Genomic DNA, 21,504 nt, shown 5'->3' with positions numbered 1-21,504 from the left:
GCACGGGGGCGCGCGAGACTGCCGTCGACGACGAGCAAGGCGCCACGCGCCTTTGCCGGCCCTACTTGTTAGTCGCCGACGATCGCCGCCGCTCCTCGACTTCGACCACGTCGGCGCCCTCCCCCCGCCAGCGCAAGATCTCCATCGCCAGCACCGGGTGATTGAAGCCCTTGAGATGCAGGTCATCGATCGGCCTGGCATCGACCGACTGTTCGACGACGCCGAACACCCGGCGCGACACGATCACTTGGCCTGCCTTGGCCTCGTCGCACAGCCGCGAGGCGAGATTGGTGACGCTGCCGATCGCGGCGTATTCGAGCCGGTGCTCGAAGCCGACCTGGCCGAGCGTCGCATATCCCAGTGCGATGCCGACGCCGAACCCCAGGCTGTGGCCGCGATTTTTCCAGCGCTCCGTCAATTGGCCGATCTCGTCGCGCATTTCGAGCGCCATCTTCACCGCGCGCGTCGTGTGGTCCTCGAACGGGATTGGCGCATTGAACAGGATCATCACGCCGTCGCCGGCATAGCGATCGAGCGTGCCCTCATATTTGAAGATGAGCTTGCCCAGCGCGGCGTGATATTCACGGAGCACGTTCATCGCCTCTTCGGGCTCGGTCGTCTCGGTAAACGCTGTGAAGCCGCGCAGATCGCAGAACACCACCGTGACCTCGCGGCGGTGGCTTTCCAGCAGCGCATCATGGCCGTCCGACGACGCGATGATCTGCGCCACCTGCGGCGCCAGGAAGCGCTCCAGCCGCCTGATCCGCTCGATCTCCGCCAGTTGCTTCTCGACGCGCTCCTCGAGCGACTTGTTCCATTCGCGCAGCTGCTCGGTCTGCTCGGTGAGCTTTTCGGCCTGCTGCTGCACCGTCGCGTGGGTCAGCGCCAGCTCGCGGCCCTTCTGATCGACCTCGGTGAACAGTCGTGCGTTGCGCATCGCCAGCACGGCCTGGTTGGCGAACGTTCGCATCAGTCCGATCAGGTTCGGCGGGAACGTACCGGCCGACCGGCGGAGCACCACGAGCGCGCCGAGCACGCCCTGCTGATCGACCAGCGGCGTGAACAGCACGGCGTGAAAGCCGGCGGCGACCGCGACGTCGCGCAGCGGGTGATCGGGCGCGTTTTCCAGCTCGGCGATCGCGATCGGCTCGCCGCTGCGCACGGAGTCGGAGAGCAGGCTCGTCCGCTCGTCCAGCACATTGTGCGGGCCGTCCCGGTCGACGCCCTTGGCCTCCACCAGCCTGAAGCGGCGTTCGGCGGCCTCATAGGAATAGATCAGCACGGCGTCGGTCTTGGTGATCTCCAGCGCCCGGGCCGCCACCGTCGGCAGCACCGCATTGAGATCGAGCGAGGAGGCCACCGCGCGGCCAACCTCCTCGAGCACCTTCAGCTCATTGATCGACTGGGCCAGATCCCGCGTGCGTTCCTCGACCTTGGCTTCCAGCACGGCATAGGACTGCGCGAGCTGGCCGGCCATGCTGTTGAACTGATCGGCGAGCTCCTCCAGTTCGTCATGCGTCCTCACCTCGATGCGCTGGGCGAAATCGCCGGCGCCGAGCTTGCGCGCGCCGGCGCGCAACGCGGTGATCGGGATGAGCATGCGTCGCGCCAGCACCGAGCCCGCGAGGATCGCAACCGCAAGGCCGAGCGCGATCAACAGCGCACCGCGCAACAGCTGATCGCGGATCGGCGCCAGCGCGTGAGCCGTGGACTGCTCGAAGAACACGGCCCAGCCGAGCTTGGGCAGCGTCGCGGCCGCCGAGAGCACCGCGTGCCCCTCGCCGTCGGTGCCGGAGGCCAGCGGCTCGCCATCCGGCGTGAGCACCGCCGCGACCTGCGGCAGCTTGGAGAGGTCCTGACCGACCGCCGGTCCCCTCGCCGAGCTCGCCAACACCTGGCCCCGCGGATCGACCACGTAGGCGGTGCCGACCTTGCCGATCTGCGCCTCGGTCATGAAGTCTTCGAGAAAGTCGAGGTCGATGTCGGCCACGGTCACACCGGCATTGAAGCCGGAATGCGCGACCGAGATCGACATCATCGGCTGCGCGCCCTTGAAGGTCACGGCGGAGAAATTGCTTCCGTGCGTGACGGTGTCGGTGAAGCGCAGATCGCGTGACAAGTCGTTGCCCGAGGCAAACGAGATCGAGGTGCGCGACACGCGGAGCTGTTCCCGGCCCTGGCCGTCGAGCTGATACAGCTGCCGCACAGCCGGCGCCTGACTCAGCAGTTGTACATAGTCGGCGCGGCGGAGCTCCAGCGTATTGGCGCTCGCCCGCGTCACCCAGCTGATCTGTCGCTGCAGATCCGAGAGCGCCTGATCGATCCGCCGGGCGCTGGCGTTGGCCTTTTCGGCCATGGCGGCGGTCAGGCTCGCCTTGGTGGACTGATAGCTGATCCAGGTTTCGGTCGCGCCATTCACGGCCAGGACGAACACGACGAGCCCGACCAGCGACACGACGTATTTGGCGAACAGGCCCTGCCGCAACGACCAGCCTCTGTTCTCGACCTCGTTCATCCGGACCCCTCACGCGCATCATCGCCGAGGTCAGCCCCGGACAAGCGCGTCCGCTGCCGTCCTCGCGGCAGCAACACTTTGGAGGCGGGACCGCTCGGGTGCGAGACGGTCCGTCGCCGGCACCCGTTTAGCACAGAATGGCATGCACAGCGGCGACCATGCCGGCGCCCCGCGCCAACTCGTTATTGCTCGGCTGGCCCTGAATCGCATGCACCGCTCGAGGAGATTCTCCGCAGGCTCGGTCGATCGCGGCTATATATTACCTATTGAAGATGCGCTTCAGAACGTCGTTCATCGGCTGGCTGTCCTGCACACCCTCCTGCAAGGGCTCGGCGGGAGCTGCCTCCGCCGCGCCCCGGCCGTCGTCGCCCGGAGGCCGAGAAACAGCACCGTCCTGAGGCGCAACCAGCGTACGGCCGCGGCTCTTGGCTGGCGGCTGCGCGGCCTGCAGTCCTTGCTGAATCAGATTGCCGATCGCCGATCCGAGATCGCCGCCGAGCAGGTCGGATTGGCCGGCCGCCGGGGCCTGCGCATTCGGGGCTGCCGTTGACGGCGCGCCGTTCGGACCAGCAGCACCGGTGGGCGCAGAATTTCCGATGAGGCCGCCGATGTCGTTGATCAAATTGTTCAGCCCGATCCCGTCCTTGCCGAACAGGCCCTGGCCCATCTGCTTGAGCCTGGCGTAGGCAGCATCCGGATTGTCGAGGATGCCGGCCATGTCGGGGTAAAAGCGCGGCTGACTCCAGGGGCCGTCGATGACGACGGGAATCCCGAGGCCTATCGGCTCCGAGGTGCGGCCCTGCCCCTCGGTCGTCATCACGAGCTTCGGCTCGACCCGCATCGCCAGCGCCCGATTCCCCAGATCGATCGTCCCCGTACCGGCGACCTTGACCAGCGGTCCGACCAGGTTGAGGTCACTGGTGGCGGCCTGTCCCCGCTCGACCTGAAACGAGGCCGAGAGCTGCGTGAGATCGGTCGTCAGTTCCTTCGAATCCTGCCATCCCGACAGCGGATTCGACGTCAGTGAGCGGATCATCTGCGCAACGTTGATGCCGCGGATCGCGCCGTCCTGGAACAGCAGGAACGCCGAGCCGCTCAGGTTGCTCATGAGAGCCTGCTGGCTGGCGCCGCTGGAGCGCAAGGCCAGCTTGCCCTGCATCCGCGCATCGAGCTTGTCGAATCCGGCGACGCTCGAGAGCAGCGGCAGCGCCCGGATGCCGACGAGATCACAGTGCATCGCATAGGCCGGATTGCCCGTGGAGGCGTCGATCACGACCTCGCCACTGGCCTGCCCCTCATAGGCGCCGAGATTGGCGACGGTCGCCTTCAGCAGGCCGCCGGCCAGCGAGGCTTCGAGATCGAGCGGCCCGAGGCGAGTCCCGGAGAGAACGACATCCGTCGCCGACAGCTTCACGCGCGCGTCGACGTAGTTCAGACCCCGCAAGTCGATTGCCGCCGTGCTCCATCCCGACGCGCCGGCAGAGCCCTGCGCGGCAGGCGCTCCCAAGTCGAGCCGGCGAACGTCGAGATCGACCTTCACCAGCGGCTTGCTCGCGAGATCGACCGAGGCCCAGCCGTTGAAATCGCCGTCGCCAAGCGTGCCGCTGAGGCCGTTGATCATCACCACCGGGCCATTCAGCCGAACGTCGGCGCGGCCGGAAAGACTCCCGCGGAATGCAGAAGCCATGTCGATTTTGAAATCGACCGGCAGCGTCTGGCGCTCAATAGGCAGCGCGGGCGCGGCCGCTGTGAGGTCGAAGGTCACCGGACGGTCGCCGGCCCGGGCCGTACCCGTGATCTTGACCTTGCCATCGGACAGAGACGCCGTCGCGCCGATGCCCTCGAGCCGATTCTCGACGCGGTCGCGCGGGTTGGAGAGGACGACGGCGCCGTCCCTGACGGTGACCCGTTCGATCCGGACCGCAGGCGCCGCTTCCGACTTCGCCGAGGCACGGCTGCGCGGCGCATTGTCCCGCAGCCGTTCGCGCAGCAGCGGCAGATAAAGTGTGGGCTTGTCGATGATGATCTCGCCGATGTCGGGCCGGCCGGACCACAGGCTCGACAGCGCCATGTCGGCCTGCAGCTTGCCGATCGTCAGCCGATTGTTGCCGTCCCGCTCCTTTGGATCCTGCAGGGTGATGTCCGTCAGGGTCGCATGCAGCGACGGCCACAGGCTGACGCTCGCCGAGCCGGCGATGCTCAGGCGATAGCCGGTGTCACGCTCGACGCGGTCCTGGATCGCGACCGTGAGGAAGCTCGCCGGAAGTCCAAAAGCCAGCGCTAGAGCGAGCACGACGATGACGGCGCCAATCAAACCGCCTGCGATCTTCAATGCCTTCATGTCGATGTCCCAAGCGCGAGGCGCGAGCGGTCTCCACGGGTTAGCGTGCGGCAATGCCGACCCGGTTCAATCCGAAATTTTCTCGGAACGAAGACCGCTCCCAGAGCGACCAAAATAGTCGGAAGCCCGTGCGTCATTATGTGACTTATGACACACTTCCGCCCGGGGGGTTTCTGTAACTGAGGCTTTGAACCGTTGCCGAAGGTATAGTGATGAGCAAGCAGGCCGAATTTGCGGTCATTCTGAAGATGAACCCGATGTTCGCCGACCTCGGCGCGGACGAGCTGCAGCGAATCTCGAGCCTCTGCCACACCCAGCATCTGTCGTCGGGCGAGGTGCTGTTCCAGAAGGGCGACCCCGGCAATGCCCTGTTTGGGGTGCGGCGCGGCCAGATTCGCATCGAGACCGGTGCCACCGACGGCAGCCGGCTGACGCTCAACTTCATGGGGCCCGGCGATCTGTTCGGCGAGGTCGCCGTGCTCGACGGGCAGGAGCGCACGGCCGACGCCACCGCCGGTGAAGCGACCGAACTGTTCGTGCTTCGCCGCGAGGATTTCCTCAGCTTCCTGGAACGCGAGCCCAAGGTGGCGATCAGGATCATTCAGCTGCTGTGCCAGCGCATCCGCTGGCAGAGCGAGCGAATGGAGGAATCGGTGCTGCAGCCGCTGCCGGTCCGGCTGGCACGCCGGCTGTGCGCCCTGGCGGAGGATTTCGGCTCCGAGGTTCATATCTCGCAGGAACAGCTTGGCGTCTTCGTTGGCGCGGCGCGTGAAAGCGTGAACCGCCAGTTGCAGGCCTGGCGCAAGGACAAGATCCTGGATCTGCAACGCGGCCGCATCCTTCTGCATGACCTGACCAAGCTGAACACGATCGCACGCAACGACTAATTGGCCGAGCGCGCAGCGTCGCTCACCGCAAATTTGTCGATTGCGGGTCCGGTCCATGGCGGGAACCGCCCGCCGTGCATCGTTTGGTATCAGCATCGGCCAAACATGATCGCAATTGGGCCACCACGCCTCACAATTTGCGACATGAACTCTTTTTAACAATTCTAACAGGGTTCAATCCGGCAGCGGAGAGTTCCATTTGCTCGCGCGCGGCGGCGCGCGGGGTGGAGCTTTGCGCGCCAGGCAAGCGTGGTTGGAAGTGACGTCATGAGTCTTGCGTTGCCGGCAATCGCCATCGAGGCCAGTGGTTCTGTTGGCCGTTGGCGCAGAGCTCTCGCGGTCTGGATCGACGCCGTGGAGGACGGCTGGGCCGTTCCGGCCTTGATCGTCGGGTTCGTCGCGGTCTGGATGGTGTATTTCTCGATCGCCTATCTCGGGGGCGATCTCCACCAGGACGTGATCGAGACCTGGTCGCTTGGACGCAGCTTCGACTGGGGTTCGACCAAGCATCCGCCGCTGATGGGCTGGGCGGCGTGGGCCTGGACCACCGTGTTTCCGCTGACCAACTGGTCGTTCAACCTGCTGGCGCTGACCAACGCAGCCGTCGGCCTCTTCGCCGTCGACCTCATCACCCGGCGTTTCGCGCGCGGTGACAAGCGGCTGGTCGTGCTGCTGTTGCTCATGCTGCTGCCGGTCTATCAACTGCATGCGCAGCGCTTCAACGCCAACGCCGTGCTGCTGTCGAGCTGGCCGCTGGCGACCTGGTGTTTCCTGCGCTCGTTCGAGACGCGTCACGTCGGCTGGGCCATCGCGGTCGGCCTGACCGGGGCGCTCGCGATGCTCGGCAAGTACTACTCGGTCTTCCTGATCGCGAGCTTTGCGGTCGCAGCGTTGTGCCACGGCGAGCGTCGGGCCTATTTCACCTCGCCCGCGCCGTGGATCGCGGCGCTGTCCGGCCTGGTCGCGCTGGCGCCTCATATCTATTGGCTGGCCACGACCGGCGCCCAGCCGTTCTCGCATGCAATCGAGCATCACGTCGGCAAGACCGCCGTGGCCGCCCTGGTCGAGGGCAGCGGCTTCCTGTTGGCGATGGCCGGCATCGCCGGTATCCCCGGCCTCATATGGCTCGCCATGACGCGGCCTCGCCCCACCCGCGTGCTGAACGATGCGCTCAGCCTCGACTCCGGACTCCGGCTGCTGGCGATGATCAGCATCGGGACCGTGGTGTTCCCCGCACTGGTCTCGATCGTGTTCGGCACCGACATGCCGCCGCTGTGGGGCCTGCAGGGCATCTTCCTGTTCGTCATCGTGATCGTGTGTGGCGCGAGCTATCACGCCCCCCGCGACATCACGATCAATCTCGCCGCTGCGACGATCGCAATCGCCGCATTCGCGGCCACCGTCGTAGCGCCCTTCCATGCAGTGTACCGGAACTACGTTCCGTTGAACGAGGGTCGCAACTTCTATGAGCCGGCCGTGACCGAGCTGGACCGCCTGTGGCAGACGGCATCGAACGGCGTCCTTCCCGCCGTCGGCGGCGATGACGGCCTCGCCTTTGCCGCAGCGTTCTACAGTCCCGACCATCCGCACTATGAGTTGGCGCTGGTGCACCCGCATGAGCTGCAACCTCTGTCCGAAGCGCTGACTGCGCAGGGCTGGGCGGCGCTGTGCTACGACACCGACATCTCCTGCATCTCCGGCATGCAAGCCGCGGCGGCGCTGGCGCGACGTTCGGTGCGGGCCGATTTCACGCTCCGGACCAAGCTGTTCGGCCTGGAGGGCGCCAGCCAGGGCTTCGTTGCCCTGATCGTGCCGCCTGAGACCGCCGCGCCAGTCGACGGCGCCCCGAGCGGGGGCCAGGATCTCAGCGCGCGCCGCCGCATGCCCTCGACCGCGAACTGAAACAGCTCGTTCCGGCACGTCATCTCATTCCGCAGCCGGCGACATCGCCGACGGCGGCTTTGACTGATGCGCCGCCTCCGGCCCATGGCCGGACTGCGCCTCGTCGGCGGCATCGCCGGAAGAGACGATCAGCTTGCGGCCAAGGCGGGCGAACAATGCGCCGACATCGTCCATCACCAGGAACATCGCCGGCACAAACAACAGCGACAGCACGGTCGAGAACACCAGCCCGCCGATCACCGCCAGCGCCATCGGCGAGCGGAATTCGCCGCCGGCACCGACCGCGAGCGCGCTCGGCATCATGCCGGCGACCATCGCGATCGTGGTCATCACGATCGGACGGGCCCGCTTCATGCCGGCATCGATGATCGCCTCGTCACGCCTGACGCCGGCATGGATCGCCTCGACCGCGAATTCCACCAGCATGATCGCGTTCTTGGTGACGATGCCCATCAGCATCATCATGCCGATATAGACCGGTATGGTGAGCTGCTTGCCCGTCAGCATCAGCGCGGCGATCGCGCCGCCGATCGACAGCGGCAGCGAGAACAGGATCGTGATCGGCTGCAGGAACGTGCCGAACAGCAGCACCAGCACGGCGTAGACGATCATCAAGCCCGCCGTGATCGCCGTGATGAAGCCCGACGCCAGCTCGTTCAGGCTCTCGGCATCATCGGACGGGATCAGCTTGACGCTGGCCGGCATGCTCTTTCTGACCGGCAGCTCGTCGATCTGCTTGGTTGCGTCGCCGAGCGCCGCAAGTCCGACGAGGTCGGCGGCGACGGTGGCCTGCCGCCCGCGATCGTAGCGGCTGATGCTGGTCGGGCCCTGGTCGAGCTTGATGTCGGCGACGACGGCCAGCGGCACGCCGCCCTTTTCGCCGTACTGGCCGAGCGGCACCCGCAACTGTTCGAGGATCTTCACGTCGCTGCGCGCCGCGTCCTCGAGTTGCACCCGGATCGGGACCAGCCGGCCGCCGGCGTCATACTTCGCCAGCGCAGGTCCAACATCTCCGATCGTGGCGACGCGGATCGTCTGCGACAGGCTTTCGGTCGACACGCCCAGACGTGCCGCCAGATCCGCGCGCGGCTGCACCCGCAACTCCGGCCGGTCGAGCGAAGTGTCCGACACCACGTTGGAGATGATCGGAATCCGCCTCATCTGCGAGGCGAGCTCGCTCGCAACGTTGTCGACCAGCTTGGGATCCGAGCCCGTCAGCACCAGCTTGATCGGGCGCAGACCATTTTCGTCGGTGAACCAGAAACGGATGTCCGGAATGGTTTCGAGATCCTTGGTGATCTCGAGCTCGAGCTCTTTCTGGGTGATCTTGCGCTCGGTCTTCGGCGTGTAGTTGACGATCATTCCGGCGCGACGAACCTCCATCGCGCCCTGAAGCCGGCCGCCGTCGACGAACACGCTGCGGACTTCGGGCCGCTTGCGCAGGCGCGCGACGATGTCCTCGGTGACCTTCTCGGTGTAGGCGAGCTGCGCGCCTGGCGGCAGCTCGATCGCGAGCAGCGATCGCGCCGCGTCCTGCGCCGGCAAGAACCCTTGCGACAGCAGCGTCGTGCTCCAGATCGAGGCAGCGAAGATCCCGATGCCGAGCAGCACCGTGACAAAGTAGTGCTTTACCGACCACGTCACGATGCGCTGATAGGCACGCAGGATGAACCCCGGCGGCGGATCGTCGTGCTTGTGATCCTTGAGGAAGTAGGCCGCCAGCATCGGCGTGACGAAGCGCGCCGCCAGCAGCGAGAAGAACACCTGCACCGAGACGGTGATGCCGAACTGCTTGAAGAACTGTCCGGCGATGCCGGACATGAAGCTCGCCGGCGCAAAGATCGCGATGATGGTGAGGCTGATCGCGATGACCGCGAGCCCGATCTCGTCGGCGGCATCGAGCGCCGCGCGATAGGGCGACTTCCCCATCCGCATGTGGCGCACGATGTTCTCGATCTCGACGATGGCGTCGTCGACGAGAATGCCGGTCGACAACGTGATCGCCAGGAACGACACCATGTTCAGCGAGAAGCCGAGAATATCCATCGCCCAGAAGGCCGGAAAGATCGACAGCGGCAGCGAGATCGCCGCGATCACCGTGGCCCTGAAGTCGCGCAGGAACAAGAGCACGATGATGACGGCCAGGATCGCGCCCTCGAACAGGGTCGAGATCGCCGCTTCGTAATTGCCCTTGGTGAAATCGACCGACGTATCGATCAGCTTCAGCTCGACATCGGGATGGGCGGCCCGGACCTGGTCGATGCGCTTCTGAACCGCGGCGGCGACGACCACATCGCTGGCGCCCTTGGCGCGCTTGATGCCGAGCGCGACCACCGGCTCGCCGTTGAAGCGCGCAAAGGTGCGGCGATCGGCGATCGTGTCGGTGACCGTCCCGAGATCGGCGAGCCGGACCTCGCCGCCGCCGAACAAGGGAATCATCGTGTTGGACAGCTCGTTCAGCGTCTTGGCGCCGGCAAGCGTGCGGATCGCCTGGTCGTTCTTGCCGATCTCGGCGCGGCCGCCGGCGACGTCCACATTGGTGCCGCGCAGACTCTGGCTGACATTGACGGCGGTGAGACCCATGGCCTGCAGCCGGTCGGGATCGAGCGAGACCAGAATCTCGCGCTCGACGCCGCCGATGCGCTCGACCTGGCTGACGCCGCGCACGCCCTGCAGCTCGCGCTTGACCACGTCGTCGACGAAGAACGACAGCTGCTCCGGGGTCTTGCCCGGTGAGATCGCCGCATAGGTGACGATCGGCAGGCCGATCTTGTCGACGCGCGAGATCAGCGGCTCGGTGACGTTCTGCGGCAAGTCGGAACGAACGCGGGTGACGGCGTCCTTGACGTCGTTGATGGCGCGATCGGTGTTGGTCTCGAGCGCGAACGTAATCGTCGTCACCGACAGGCCGTCGGTGATCAGCGACTGGATGTGGCGCGCGCCCTCGACGCCGGAGACGCCGTCCTCGATGATCTTTGTGACCTGGGATTCAAGCTCCGACGGCGCCGCGCCGAACTGCGCCACCGCGACCGAGATCACCGGAATGTCGGCGTTCGGCAGCCGGGTGACCGCGAGCTTGGTGAAGCTCATCCAGCCCAGGATCAGCAGGATGATGGAGAAGAGGATCGACGGCAGCGGGTTCCTGATCGACCATGCCGAAATGTTCAGTGCCATCAGCGTACCCGCGTGCGATCGATGTCTTCGGCAAACATGGTCTTGATCTGGTCGCCATCGTGCAGCGAGCTGCCAGCGTCGGCCACCACGATTTCTCCCTCTGTCAGCCCGTCGAGGATCTCGCTCGCCGTATCCGACACCAGGCCGACCCGCACCCGGCGGGTCTCGATCGTGTTGCCCTTCACGACCTGGATGGTGAGATGATCGATCGCCGTATTGGGCACGGCGACGCCGCAGCTCCGCCGGGCATCGATATTGGCGCGCGCAAACATGCCGGGCTTGAGCGACGGATTGCTGGTCAGCGCGATGCGCACATGGCCCAGCTGCGTGGTCCGGTCGACCTGCGGCGCCACCACGCGCAGGCGGCCGACAATGTCGGGTAGGTTGTCGCGAGTGATGCGCACCGGCGCGCCCGTGCCGAGCTTCAGGAGATGAACGCTCGGAACTTCGGCGTCGAGCTCCAGCTCGTTGTTCACGGCGATGCGGAACATCGGACCGGCCTGCGGCGAGGCCGGCGCACCGGCGATCGTGCGGACCTCGGTGACGAGTCCTGCGGCCGGCGCACGCAGCGACGCCGGCCGGTTCGCGGCCGCCGCCGGCGCTCCCGGCTGCGGCGGTGACGGCGTCAGGCGCGCCAGCTCCTGGTTCTCGGTAACGGTGTCGCCCTCCTTGACCAGGACGTCGATGACCCGCGAGCCTTCCTGATCGGCGCCGACCACCGCTTCGCGGCGGGCCACGACGAAGCCGGTGACGCGCACGAGATCTGAGAAGCAGGCCTTCACCGCCTTGGTCACCAGCACCTGGGCCTGCATCGGCGGCTCCTCGGCGGTGTGATGGGGACGATGCTCATACCAGTAATAGCCGGCGAACAGGGCCACGAAGACGACCGCACTGGCCGCGGACTTGAGGGATTTTGGCAGCTTCATCGGCAGGGTGATCCGGTCGGCGCGAGATGCGGGTTATGGATGCTGCGAATTTGGCACGGGGCGCTCCGACAAGGCGATGCGCCCCGCAATCCTGCGGGACGCATCCGGCCACCTCGATCTCCGGCCACGCGACCTCCGACGGCGCTTGATGGACGCGGCGCTACTTGGCCGCCGCCGTCTTGCTCTGCATGTTGACGACCTGAACGCGGCGATTCACCTCGGCGAGCGGCTGGCTCGGATCCTTCAGCTTGCTCTTGCCATAGCCCACCGTCACCAGGTCGGCGCCGGCGATGCCGAACTTCTCGACCAGATAGCGCTTGATCGAATCGGCGCGGCGCTCGGAGAGATCCTGATTGTAGGCCTCGCCACCGGCGGCATCGGTATGACCGGCGACGACGAAGGTCGACCCTTTCAGCTCGGCGTTGGTCAGCGCCCGGCCGAGCGCCTGCACCGACGGCAGCGACTTCTGGCTGATGTTGGCGGAGTTGTAGTCGAAGGTGATCTCGAGGTCGATGTTCGGCTTGGTCTTGGCGACCGCCGCGATCTCCTCGCGCTCGGCAGTGGACAGCGACCGCGTCGAGCGGCCGCGAATGCTCTGCAGGAACTTGTCCTGCTCCGGCGCGACCGCGGGTGTGGCCTCCGACGGCGGCGACATCGACAGTCCCCGGGTCAGCGGCCTCTTCGGCCCGGCCAGGGCGCGGACGATCTGATCCTCACTGACATCATCGGCGGCGAAGGCCGGCATCGCGCTCAGCGACGCGGCCGCGCTCAGGACCGTCGCGGCCAGGAGAGCCGTCAGGCCGGCGGTCATCGTCGAATTCGTTTTCGGTGCGGTCATTGCCAATCCCTCCTCACGCGAACTGATCGTCCCGGTCTCCGCCGCGCCCGGCGCGACACCCGGCTGTTCGCTGTTATGTCGGTCCGGCCTGCCGCATGGTTCGAGCCGGCCGGCCGACGCGCGCAACAAATCAGCGCACGCCGTAGGCTTCGAACTCGCGGACGATGTTGGGGTCCATCGCCTTGGCGTTGGCGATGTCGAGCGCCCCCTCCTGCGCGGCGCCGTTACGCTGTTTGGCGAGACCGCGGCCGTACAATGACGACGTCAGCCGCGGGTTGATCTTCAGCGCCGCATCGAAATCGGCGATGGCGTTCTTGACCGCGCCGCTCTTGAGGTTGACCAGCCCGCGGCTATCGAGCGCGTCGACGAAATTCGGCCGCAGCCGCAGCGCCTCGTTGCAGTCGCGCAGCGCAGGTTGCAGCTCGCCGACGACGGTGCGCGCCCAGCAGCGGTTGTTGAGCGCCTCGACGTCCTTTGGATTGATTCGGATGGTGTCGTCGAAATCGCGGATCGCCTGCGCGTAGGCGCCCTTGCTCGCATACACCTGGCCGCGTCGGTACAGCGCGCCGGCATCCTCCGGATTGGCCGCGATCTTGGCGCTCAGGCTCTTGATCGTCGGATCGTCGGCGAACGGATCCTGCGCGGGCGCTGCTGGGGCCGCGGGCGCAGCAGGCGCGGCGGGCGCGACGTTCGCGATCACGGGAGATGGCGCGGGCGCCGGCGGCGCCGGAGCAACCGGCGCGGGCGACGGGGTGTCCACCTTCTGCACCGGCGTCGGCTGCGGCGCGGGCGGAGCCGGCGGCAGCGGCGACGGCACCGGCGGCGCCACCACGACCTGCGTCGGGGTCGGCGCAGGTACAGGTGCAGGCGCCGGCGCGGCATTGCTCTCGGCCGGCGGCGGCCTGACGCCGCCATTGCCCGGCACGAAGGAGAAGTCCTCCGCCAACGACGACGAGATCCACGGCACCTGCTCGCTGCGCGAGGCGCGGGTGACGCCGACGCGGGTGCGGTTCAGCGTCTCCTCGGCGGTGAGGTCCGGAACGCGGATCTCCTTCAGGAGCTCCTGCACGAACAGGCTGCGATCGCGCCCGCCATCCGTCACGACAGCGGACAGCGCCGCCGAGTACATCACCAAAGTACCGCTCGGTGCGATGACCGGCGCGAGGCCGGCCGAGGCGGTGCGGAACCTGCGCTCATAGGGATTGCGCCGGGAGGCATCGAGCAGCGCGATCTTCACGCCGGCGCCGCGGCTGTTGATCTCCTGCAGCACCTGCTCGAGGCCGATGCCGTCGCGCCGCACGTCGGCCTCCTGCCAGATCTGCGCATCGACCGGGATCATGTAGCTCTGTCGGCTCGACTGGATGCCGTAGCCGGAGAAGAACAGCAGCGCCACCGAGCCCGGCTTGATCTTGCCATAGAGCCGATCGAGGCCGCGGCGCATCGCGTCGCCGCCGGCATTTTCCAGCGTCTCGACGCTGAAACCGTCACGCTTCAACTCGTCGGTGAGATCGCGGGCATCGTTGACCGGTTCCTTGAGCGGCGCCTCGGCATCCGGATATTTCGCATTGCCAATCACCAGGGCGAAGCGGTCGCCGGCCGCGTGCGCGGGCCCGGAGACAACGGCCGAAAACGCGACGGAGAACATCAGGCCGAGCGGCAACAGCAGGCGGAAAGTCATCACGATGGCGGTCCAGCGGTCAGCAATCAGGCGCCGTCCAGCTTGCGCCGCGGCGACCATATCCCACGCGTCAGGCATTATCAAATCGCCGTGACGGCACGTCAACCGCTTGCAGAGGTTGACGAATCGTCTGAGGCGGCGACCGCCCGCAGGAGCCTCTTGCGAGCTGCGGGCCATGACACGAGCGGACCATGCAACGATCCCAATGGCTTGAAATGTGAGATGCCTCACGCTGTGTCGCGGCAGCGCAGCGTCCGGTTCGACGAGCACCGCGATTGACCTCGATGCGATTGACCTCGATCCGTGCCGATGGCTCGATGGTTGCCGCGCCCAACCAACGAGAAGGCCATCATGGGGAACGCCGCCGAGATCTACGCGCTGCGCTACGCGACGATGTCGCCGCGCACGCCGCACATGAACTTCCTGCAGCCCGATCCGCACGACAGCACGGCGCAGGACCTCGACTATTTCGTGTGGCTGATCCGCCGTGACGGGCGCGACATCCTGGTCGACACCGGCTTCAACGCCGCGGAGGCCGAGATCCGCCATCGCACCCTGACGCGCGATCCGATCGATGCGCTCGCTTCCTTCGGCGTCGCGGCGGCCGACATCCGCGACATCATCGTGACCCATCTGCACTACGATCACGCCGGCAATCTCGACCGCTTCCCGAACGCGCGCTTTCACCTGCAGGAGCGCGAGATGGCGTATGCGACCGGACGCTGCATGTGCAACGGCATGCTGCGCTACCCGTTCACGGTCGAGCACGTCACCACGATGGTGCGCCACGTCTATGGCGAGCGCGTCACCTTCCACAACGGCGACGGTGAGGTCGCGCCGGGCGTCACCGTGCACCGGGTCGGCGGCCATTCCGACGGGCTGCAGGTGGTGCGCGTCGACACCGCGCGCGGCCCGGTCGTGCTCGCCTCCGACGCCGCGCATTACTACGCCAACCTGCAGCGCCGCAGCCCGTTTCCGATCGTGCTCAACATCGGCGACATGATCCAGGGCTGGGAGATCATCGAGCGCCTCGCCGGGCATCCGGATCGATTCATTCCGGGCCACGATCCGCTGGTGACCGAACTCTATCCGCGCGTGAGCGAGGCGGCCGATGCCTACGCACTGCATGTGGCGCCGTCTCGGTCGTTTGCGAGATAGCGGCGCGGCAGGACCAAGTGACGTGACAGGAATGAGCATCGTTTCCGCCATCCCGAGGCGGTGCTGATTTTCTTCGCCGTCATCGCCCGGCTCGATGTTTAGCCCGAAGCGGGTGATGACACCTGAATCGACGAAGCGCCGCGCGAACATGACACTTCGGTCTCGCGGCGCGTTTCGCGTCCGAGCTTTACTCATCGAGACACCCTCTTCTGAACAGAGGGCGCAGGGAGAGCCAGGCCTCGGCTGAGGCCTGCGGTCCGCCTGCGAGAAAAAATGCAGGCGGCAGAACCACAGGTACAGCCGGAATGACCCGGCCCTCCCTGCGCGATGGCTTTACGATTTATACGCAGTCTCCTCGGTGACCGGCTTGTTTGTCACCGTGGCGACGACGCGCGCATCACGCGCGCCGCGCGGACCTCAGCGTCGGGAGGCCAGGACCCTGCGACTTCACCGTCCGCAGCATGGCGTACGTCCGCGTGCTCTCACGCTGCGCCCCGCCGCGGCCATCGCATCCCACCTCAACGCGTCGTGACGTTCGCGAAAGCGCCCCTCTTCAATGAGGCGGGACGGGCGGAAGTCTCCACCTGATTTGCCCGACGGCACAAGCGATTTCTTTTTTACCGAACATCTGGACGGCCCAGATCAAGTTGAGATGACTGAATAAATTGGCCGCTACGCGCAGATGCAGATTGACGTGCTCCGTCATTGCGAGGAGCGAAGCGACGAAGCAATCCAACCGCCCCGGAATGATTGTGAACATTCAATGCAGCTCCACCTTCGCCTTCTTCGCCAGGTGGTCGCCGAGGAATCGCACGTCCCAATTGGTCAGCCGCACGCAGCCATGCGACTCCGACTTGCCGACCTTGGACGGCTCGGCCGTGCCGTGGATGCCGTAGCCGTTGCCGACCGACAGGCCGATCCAATAGGCGCCGACCGGGTTGTTCGGGCCGGGCTTGATGGTGAACGGCTTGCGCGACTTGACGCCCTTGAACTCGTAGTCCGGATTGTAGCGGTAGTTGGGATCGGCATCCCGCGAGGTGACCTTGAAGGTGCCGTCGGGCGTCGGCTTTTCGTCGCTGCCGACCGTAGCGGGAAACACCGCCACCAGCTTGCCGTCCCGGTCGAACGCCTGCACCGTGCCGGCGTCCTTGCTGATGTCGAGCCGCATGATGTCCGGCGCCTTCTCGTCCGGCCTGATCACATTGGCGACGGCGATCTGCTCGCCCTCCTTGTCGAAGCTGGCCTTCGGATTGAGCGCCGACAGCAGCGCCTCGCTCATGTGGAATTTCTCGGCCAGCGCCTCGCGCGGCGAGGTGTAGCCGAGCGCCGGCAGGTCCTTCATGTCCTCCATGTGCTGTGGCAGCTTCTTCAGGAACGGCCCCTTCACATCGTCACGGGTGATCGTGTAGGAGACGATCGCCGGCGCCTGGTCGCCGCGCAGCAGCGCCTCCCACAGCTCGGGCGTCAGCTTCGCATCACCGGCAAGCGCCTTGGTGCGCGCGAACGCGGCGAGCGCCTTGCGCGCATTGTCGCCGAAGCGGCCGTCGATCTCGCCGGGAGAGACATGCGCGCGATCGAGCAGCACCTGGGCGCGGATCGCCACCGGATACATCTTCTCCTCGGCCGGCGGCCGCTTGCGCAGCTCGGCGCTGTTGACGGCGTCGGCGGTGAGCTCGGCGGAGAGCGCAGGCGTGACGCCGAGGGCGCAGAGCAGAAGCGGTATCCAGAGCCGAAGCATGGTCGTGAGTCCCAGGTGAAAGACGGCTGACATTCGGCAGCGTCAACGTGGACCCGGCCGAGAAGTTCGGCACCATCGGCTGAACGTCGCGGCATCCTGGCGCGACTACCAGGGACGCGGGTCGGCTGGCCCGGCGGCGGTGCGTCTGCTATCCCGGCGACAGCCGTGCAATGAATTGGGTTCGCGAGGATCGGTTTCGGATGGGACATGCCGCAATTGCCGCCACGATGCGCCGGATGCCGATGCTCGCCGCCGCCGGCCTGCTGGCGATGATCCAGGCTGCGGCAGCCGATGACGGCGCGCCGAAGGGCGCCGCGGTCAGCGTGCTCAAGGCGACCAAGGCCTGCTTCGACAACACGGTCGAGGTGTCCGGCATGGTGCTGGCGCGCGACGAGACGGCCGTCAGGCCCGATCGTCCCGGCCTGAAGGTCGCGGAGGTGCTGGTCGATGCCGGCGACACCGTCACGGCCGGACAGAACCTGGCGCGGCTGACGCCGCCGGAGGGCGGCACGATCATGATCCAGGCGCCGGTCGCGGGCACCATCCTGTCGTCGAGCGCCACCATCGGGGCGTTCGCCTCCGGTCGCGGCGAGGCGCTGTTCTCGATTCTCGCCCGCAACGAATATGATCTCGTCGGCCTGGTGCCATCAGCCCAGCTCGGCAAGCTCGCGGTCAACCAGACGGCGCGGATCCGCATCGTCGGGGCCGGCGAGGTCGAGGGCAAGATCCGAAGGGTGGCGCCGACCGTCGAGCCGAACAGCCAGCTCGGCCAGGCCTTCATCGGCATCACCGGCACGGCGCGGTTGCTGGTCAATTCGTTCGGCCGCGCCGTGATCAAGATCGGCCAGAGCTGCGGCGTTGCGGTGCCGCTGACCGCCGTGCTGTACGATCCCGACGGCACGGTGGTGCAGGTGGTCCGGGCTCAGCGGATCGAGACCAAGCGGGTCGAGATCGGCCTGATGGCCGGCGGCCAGGTCGAGATCCGCGACGGCCTCGCCGAGGGCGACGTCGTCGTCACCCGCGCCGGCGCGCTGCTGCGCGAGGGCGACCCGGTCCGGCCGGTGATGGCGAGCAATTGAAAGACGCGACGCCGCAGGGGTCTGAGGGGCACGCGGCCCCACCCTCCCCTGGAGGGGGAGGGTCGTCGCGCGGCGCGCCAGCGTCGTGCGGCGGGGTGGGGTGGAGCCAGGGATGACGGTGCAAGTGGAGAGATCACCCCACCCCGCCCCACGGTTCGCTTCGCTCGCCGTGAGGCGACCCTCCCCCTCCAGGGGAGGGTGGGAGGCCGCCGAGAGGGCGGAGCATCTCAGGCGCGGGACAGGCTAAGCTCAGCTGCCGGCGTTGGCGACGTCGGCACTGAAGCGGATGTCCTCGACCAGCGAGGACGACACGGTCGGCACCTGCTCGCCGTCGGAGCTGCGGGCGATGGCGTTGCGAGTCTTGTTGAACACGGTCTCGGCGCTCGGGCTCTTGCCGAGCTGGTTCAGCAACTCGGTGACCAGCACGCTGTTCTGGCCCTTCGGATCGTCCAGCACCTTGCCCGGCGTCGCCGACGACAGGATCAGGGCGTTGGCCGGCGCATTGATCGGCGCCAGGCCGTGCGAATAGGCGCGGAAGCGGCGCTCATAGGGATTGCGGCGGGCGGCGTCGATCACCACCAGCTTGGCGCGCGCGCCCTGCTCGCGGACGGTATCGAGCAGGCGCTCGATGCTGGTGCCGTCGCGGCGTACGTCGGCTTCCCGCCAGATCTTGGCGTCGACCGGGATCATGTAGCTCTCGCGTCCGGCCTGGATGGCGTAGCCGCCGAAGAACAGCATCACGACCGAGTCGGGCTTGATCCTGGCCTTGAGGCGCTCGACCGCGCGGGCCATGTCGTCCTTGTTGGCATCCTCGACGACATCGACGTCGAAGCCGTCGCGGCGCAGCGCGCCGGTCAGTGCACGGGCATCGTTGATCGGCTGGACGAGCGGCGCGTTGGCGTCGGGATAGTGACCATTGCCGATCACGAGCGCGAGGCGCGCGCCGTTGCCGGTCGCCACGCTGCTCTGCTCGGAGGCCGCGGCCTTGGGCGCCTCGAGCGAACGCTTGTTCAGGGCAGCATGCGCGCCGATCGCGAGCGACACCGTGCAGAGAAGCGCGGCGGCGATCACGGCCGATCGGCGGGAAAGAGAAGGCTGCCTTGCGGTCATCACGTCAATCCTGGTCCGAGCCTGCCCGTCGATACCAAAGGGGTGCACCCTTTGGTCGCGCCGGCGCCTCTGAGGTTTGAGGGGTTGCGAGACGATGTGTCGTCTCAATGCGCGCAAATTGCGGCGCCGCAACGAAGAAAGGCTTAACCCGAACCCGCGTCCCAAGCAACATCGGAACACCATTGACTTTTCAAGCGCTTGAAGAGAAACGCAAATTTAACCATGACGGCGATCTCCAAACGGCCCCGGACGGACCGCCGGGAGACCACATTGCCGCCAAATCCGCCTCCCGCGCCGCGACCGCCGTCACGTTGTCTTTGGCCGTCCAGCGTGTCAGTTTGCCCAATGCATGCGCGTGACGCGCCGTTTGCCGGGCGTCTCGAGCAACGCATGCCGCTCGTCCCGCCTTCGACAACCCGCGAGTCCTCGCTTGAGTTTCCAGTATTTCGCCGGCGCGGCCTGTCGCGCACTGACGGCCCGGAAGGATGGGCCCTCGCTGTACGAGGTCTGCGATCCCATCCTGCGCCGGCCCGGCAGCGGCGACCCGCATCTGTCGAAATTCTACCGGACCGCGCTCGGGAACCCGGCGCTGCGCGCATTGCTGCGCCGTGCCGGCCTGCCCGAGTTGAACGATCCCGCTGTTCTCAATGCGCTGCGCGACGCGCTGGTTCTTGCCCGCGACAATCCGACGCCGGATTGGGAGCAGGTCGGCCGCCCCGTCGCCGATCTGGTCGACAGCGTCGCCTTGCACCACCCTGCCCCGCCGCGCCGGACTGCGGCGGCGGCCATGCCGCCGGCCGGCGAGGTCGATCGCGTGATCCGGGCCTGTGGCGCCGACCTGCTCGGCTCGTTCAGCCGCAATGGCTTCATCCCGACCTATGCCGCCTTCAACCTGATCGGCGATCCCGACATGAAGGGCCGCGAGGTCAAGATGGCGCTGCAGGGGCTCGACGCCCGCGGCTACAAGAACTCGACCTTGCTGTTCAACCTCGCCCGCGTCTTCATCGCGCGATCGCCGGCGGCCGCGGTGATCAATCCGCCGTGGCGCGGCATCGCCGAGCCGATGTGGGAGCCGGTGCAGATCCGCCACCGCTCGGCCTATTACGACGCGTTCTTCACCGAGGCGCTGCTGAGCTATCTGGAGACGGGCCTCGCGTCATCGGAGCAGACAAGCGCGGCGCGCAGCGCCATCGCCGCCATGGTCGAGTTCTGCCTGACCATCAGCCGCGAGGAGGTGCGCGGCGCCGACGGCAAGAGCTACAATGTCGTCACCGCGCTGGCGCCGCCGCCGCATCCGCGCTTCTCGCGCTTCTTCACCCAGATCAAGCAGGACCTCGGCTTCGGCATCTACGTGCCGGATTGCGACACCACGGCGTGCTCGTTCTCGGCGGCGACGCAGGCCGGCTCGGACGATCCGATGTTGAGCCAACCGCTGCTGGATTTCTATGCGGGCTACCAGGTGCGCGCCGGCGGCAACGAGCCGCGCGTGACGGTGCCGATCAACGACAACATCGACTATGAAGGCGGTGTCGCGACCTGGATCGACAGCCTGGCCGGCGAGCGGCCCTACGGCAATGATCTCGATCCGACGTTGAACCTCGACGTGCTCGAGGTATCGTTCCGCAATCTCGGGCGCTGGCAGATCCTGGAGACGCAAGCCCGGCTCGACGTCGTCAGGCGGATCGTCGGCTTCCAGCAGCGGCTGGTGCTGAGCGGCGCCTTCGCCGACCCCCGCTCGCACATCTATTATCTGCCGGAGCTGTACTGCGCCTATTTCGGCCGCTGCTACCACGCCTTCATGGCGCTGCCGCCGGCGGCGCGGCAGGCGATCGATCCCGACGGCGCGTTCGAGCTCATTCGCCTGCGCGTGCTGGCCTATGTCGAGGACGAGTTGGTCGGCCGCGAGATGAACCCGTTCGACGCCGCGCTGGCGCTGATCGCGCTCGGCCATCTCGGCGGCGCTGCGGCGAGCTTCGCGCCCGCGGTGCATTGCATCGTGACGTCGTTCGGCGAGGGTGGCCGGCGGCATCCGTACCGCGCCTATGAATGGAACAAGATGAAGACCCCGACCCGCATCCTGGTCGGCGGCCCCGAGGTCACCTCGGCCTTCGTGCTGATGGGCCTGGCGCTGGCGCGGCGGGTCGTCGTGCGGTGAGGG

General features: G+C 66.9%; 13 protein-coding genes. 5 read left to right on the top strand and 8 right to left on the bottom strand.

Features of this window, described 5'->3' with window-relative positions; translation table 11 throughout:
* Positions 1-61: 61 nt before the first annotated feature.
* Both ACQR03_RS32270 and ACQR03_RS32265 read right to left on the bottom strand, forming a co-directional pair.
* Entirely contained in the window at positions 62-2,515 is a 2,454-nt protein-coding gene (locus ACQR03_RS32270) for an adenylate/guanylate cyclase domain-containing protein (protein ID WP_315750758.1), read from the bottom strand.
* Between the two features lie 259 nt (positions 2,516-2,774).
* Positions 2,775-4,856, bottom strand: coding sequence for an AsmA family protein (locus ACQR03_RS32265; protein WP_315828368.1), 2,082 nt, complete (start codon positions 4,854-4,856; stop codon positions 2,775-2,777).
* 212 nt (positions 4,857-5,068) lie between these two features.
* On the opposite strand from ACQR03_RS32265, the gene ACQR03_RS32260 reads away from it, so the two are divergent.
* Both ACQR03_RS32260 and ACQR03_RS32255 read left to right on the top strand, forming a co-directional pair.
* Entirely contained in the window at positions 5,069-5,743 is a 675-nt protein-coding gene (locus ACQR03_RS32260; protein WP_315717001.1) for a Crp/Fnr family transcriptional regulator, read from the top strand.
* Between the two features lie 267 nt (positions 5,744-6,010).
* Positions 6,011-7,645, top strand: a complete 1,635-nt coding sequence (locus ACQR03_RS32255; RefSeq protein ID WP_315828369.1) for a glycosyltransferase family 39 protein — start codon at positions 6,011-6,013, stop codon at positions 7,643-7,645.
* Positions 7,646-7,669: 24 nt separating this feature from the next.
* Here ACQR03_RS32255 and ACQR03_RS32250 read toward each other — a convergent pair whose 3' ends face one another.
* The 4 genes from ACQR03_RS32250 to ACQR03_RS32235 all read right to left on the bottom strand — a co-directional run bounded on the left by ACQR03_RS32250 (position 7,670) and on the right by ACQR03_RS32235 (position 14,261).
* On the bottom strand, positions 7,670-10,819 hold the full coding sequence (locus tag ACQR03_RS32250; RefSeq protein WP_315828370.1) for an efflux RND transporter permease subunit: 3,150 nt from the start codon (positions 10,817-10,819) through the stop codon (positions 7,670-7,672).
* The gene (locus ACQR03_RS32245) at positions 10,819-11,745 is read right to left on the bottom strand and encodes an efflux RND transporter periplasmic adaptor subunit (protein WP_315828371.1); all 927 of its coding nucleotides are present in this window, start codon (positions 11,743-11,745) and stop codon (positions 10,819-10,821) included. Before ACQR03_RS32245 ends, ACQR03_RS32250 begins: the two co-directional genes overlap by 1 nt.
* Before the next feature lie 160 nt (positions 11,746-11,905).
* On the bottom strand, positions 11,906-12,583 hold the full coding sequence (locus ACQR03_RS32240; protein ID WP_315750748.1) for an OmpA family protein: 678 nt from the start codon (positions 12,581-12,583) through the stop codon (positions 11,906-11,908).
* A 130-nt stretch (positions 12,584-12,713) separates the two neighbouring features.
* Positions 12,714-14,261, bottom strand: coding sequence for a caspase family protein (locus tag ACQR03_RS32235; RefSeq protein WP_315750848.1), 1,548 nt, complete (start codon positions 14,259-14,261; stop codon positions 12,714-12,716).
* A 351-nt stretch (positions 14,262-14,612) separates the two neighbouring features.
* On the opposite strand from ACQR03_RS32235, the gene ACQR03_RS32230 reads away from it, so the two are divergent.
* A complete protein-coding gene (locus ACQR03_RS32230; protein ID WP_315750746.1) occupies positions 14,613-15,419 on the top strand; it encodes an N-acyl homoserine lactonase family protein in 807 nt (268 codons plus the stop codon).
* A 760-nt stretch (positions 15,420-16,179) separates the two neighbouring features.
* Here the strand turns inward: ACQR03_RS32230 and ACQR03_RS32225 are convergent.
* Complete coding sequence (locus ACQR03_RS32225; protein ID WP_434842301.1) at positions 16,180-17,157, bottom strand: L,D-transpeptidase family protein; 978 nt, start codon at positions 17,155-17,157, stop codon at positions 16,180-16,182.
* Between the two features lie 200 nt (positions 17,158-17,357).
* Here ACQR03_RS32225 and ACQR03_RS32220 point away from each other — a divergent pair, with 200 nt between their 5' ends.
* On the top strand, positions 17,358-18,236 hold the full coding sequence (locus ACQR03_RS32220) for an efflux RND transporter periplasmic adaptor subunit (RefSeq protein ID WP_315716991.1): 879 nt from the start codon (positions 17,358-17,360) through the stop codon (positions 18,234-18,236).
* Between the two features lie 249 nt (positions 18,237-18,485).
* Here the strand turns inward: ACQR03_RS32220 and ACQR03_RS32215 are convergent, their stop codons facing one another.
* Positions 18,486-19,346 carry a caspase family protein gene (locus ACQR03_RS32215; protein ID WP_315750742.1) on the bottom strand — a complete coding sequence of 287 codons (861 nt, stop codon included), beginning with the start codon at positions 19,344-19,346 and terminating at the stop codon, positions 18,486-18,488.
* 430 nt (positions 19,347-19,776) lie between these two features.
* Between ACQR03_RS32215 and ACQR03_RS32210 the strand changes: the two genes are divergently transcribed.
* Entirely contained in the window at positions 19,777-21,501 is a 1,725-nt protein-coding gene (locus ACQR03_RS32210; RefSeq protein WP_316169903.1) for a hypothetical protein, read from the top strand.
* Positions 21,502-21,504 lie beyond the last annotated feature (3 nt).

Source organism: Bradyrhizobium sp. HKCCYLS3070 (assembly GCF_051167575.1).
Lineage (GTDB): Bacteria > Pseudomonadota > Alphaproteobacteria > Rhizobiales > Xanthobacteraceae > Bradyrhizobium.
This window is presented reverse-complemented; position numbering and strand designations above follow the sequence as displayed.

Bases quoted from the DNA above. Each gene is read 5' to 3' on its own strand.
- ACQR03_RS32220 (WP_315716991.1), top strand. From the start codon at position 17,358: ATGGGACATGCCGCAATTGCCGCCACGATGCGCCGGATGCCGATGCTC.
- ACQR03_RS32245 (WP_315828371.1), bottom strand. From the start codon at position 11,745: ATGAAGCTGCCAAAATCCCTCAAGTCCGCGGCCAGTGCGGTCGTCTTC.
- ACQR03_RS32240 (WP_315750748.1), bottom strand. From the start codon at position 12,583: ATGACCGCACCGAAAACGAATTCGACGATGACCGCCGGCCTGACGGCT.
- ACQR03_RS32235 (WP_315750848.1), bottom strand. From the start codon at position 14,261: ATGACTTTCCGCCTGCTGTTGCCGCTCGGCCTGATGTTCTCCGTCGCG.
- ACQR03_RS32215 (WP_315750742.1), bottom strand. From the start codon at position 19,346: ATGACCGCAAGGCAGCCTTCTCTTTCCCGCCGATCGGCCGTGATCGCC.
- ACQR03_RS32225 (WP_434842301.1), bottom strand. From the start codon at position 17,157: ATGCTTCGGCTCTGGATACCGCTTCTGCTCTGCGCCCTCGGCGTCACG.
- ACQR03_RS32260 (WP_315717001.1), top strand. From the start codon at position 5,069: ATGAGCAAGCAGGCCGAATTTGCGGTCATTCTGAAGATGAACCCGATG.
- ACQR03_RS32250 (WP_315828370.1), bottom strand. From the start codon at position 10,819: ATGGCACTGAACATTTCGGCATGGTCGATCAGGAACCCGCTGCCGTCG.
- ACQR03_RS32230 (WP_315750746.1), top strand. From the start codon at position 14,613: ATGGGGAACGCCGCCGAGATCTACGCGCTGCGCTACGCGACGATGTCG.
- ACQR03_RS32270 (WP_315750758.1), bottom strand. From the start codon at position 2,515: ATGAACGAGGTCGAGAACAGAGGCTGGTCGTTGCGGCAGGGCCTGTTC.
- ACQR03_RS32255 (WP_315828369.1), top strand. From the start codon at position 6,011: ATGAGTCTTGCGTTGCCGGCAATCGCCATCGAGGCCAGTGGTTCTGTT.
- ACQR03_RS32265 (WP_315828368.1), bottom strand. From the start codon at position 4,856: ATGAAGGCATTGAAGATCGCAGGCGGTTTGATTGGCGCCGTCATCGTC.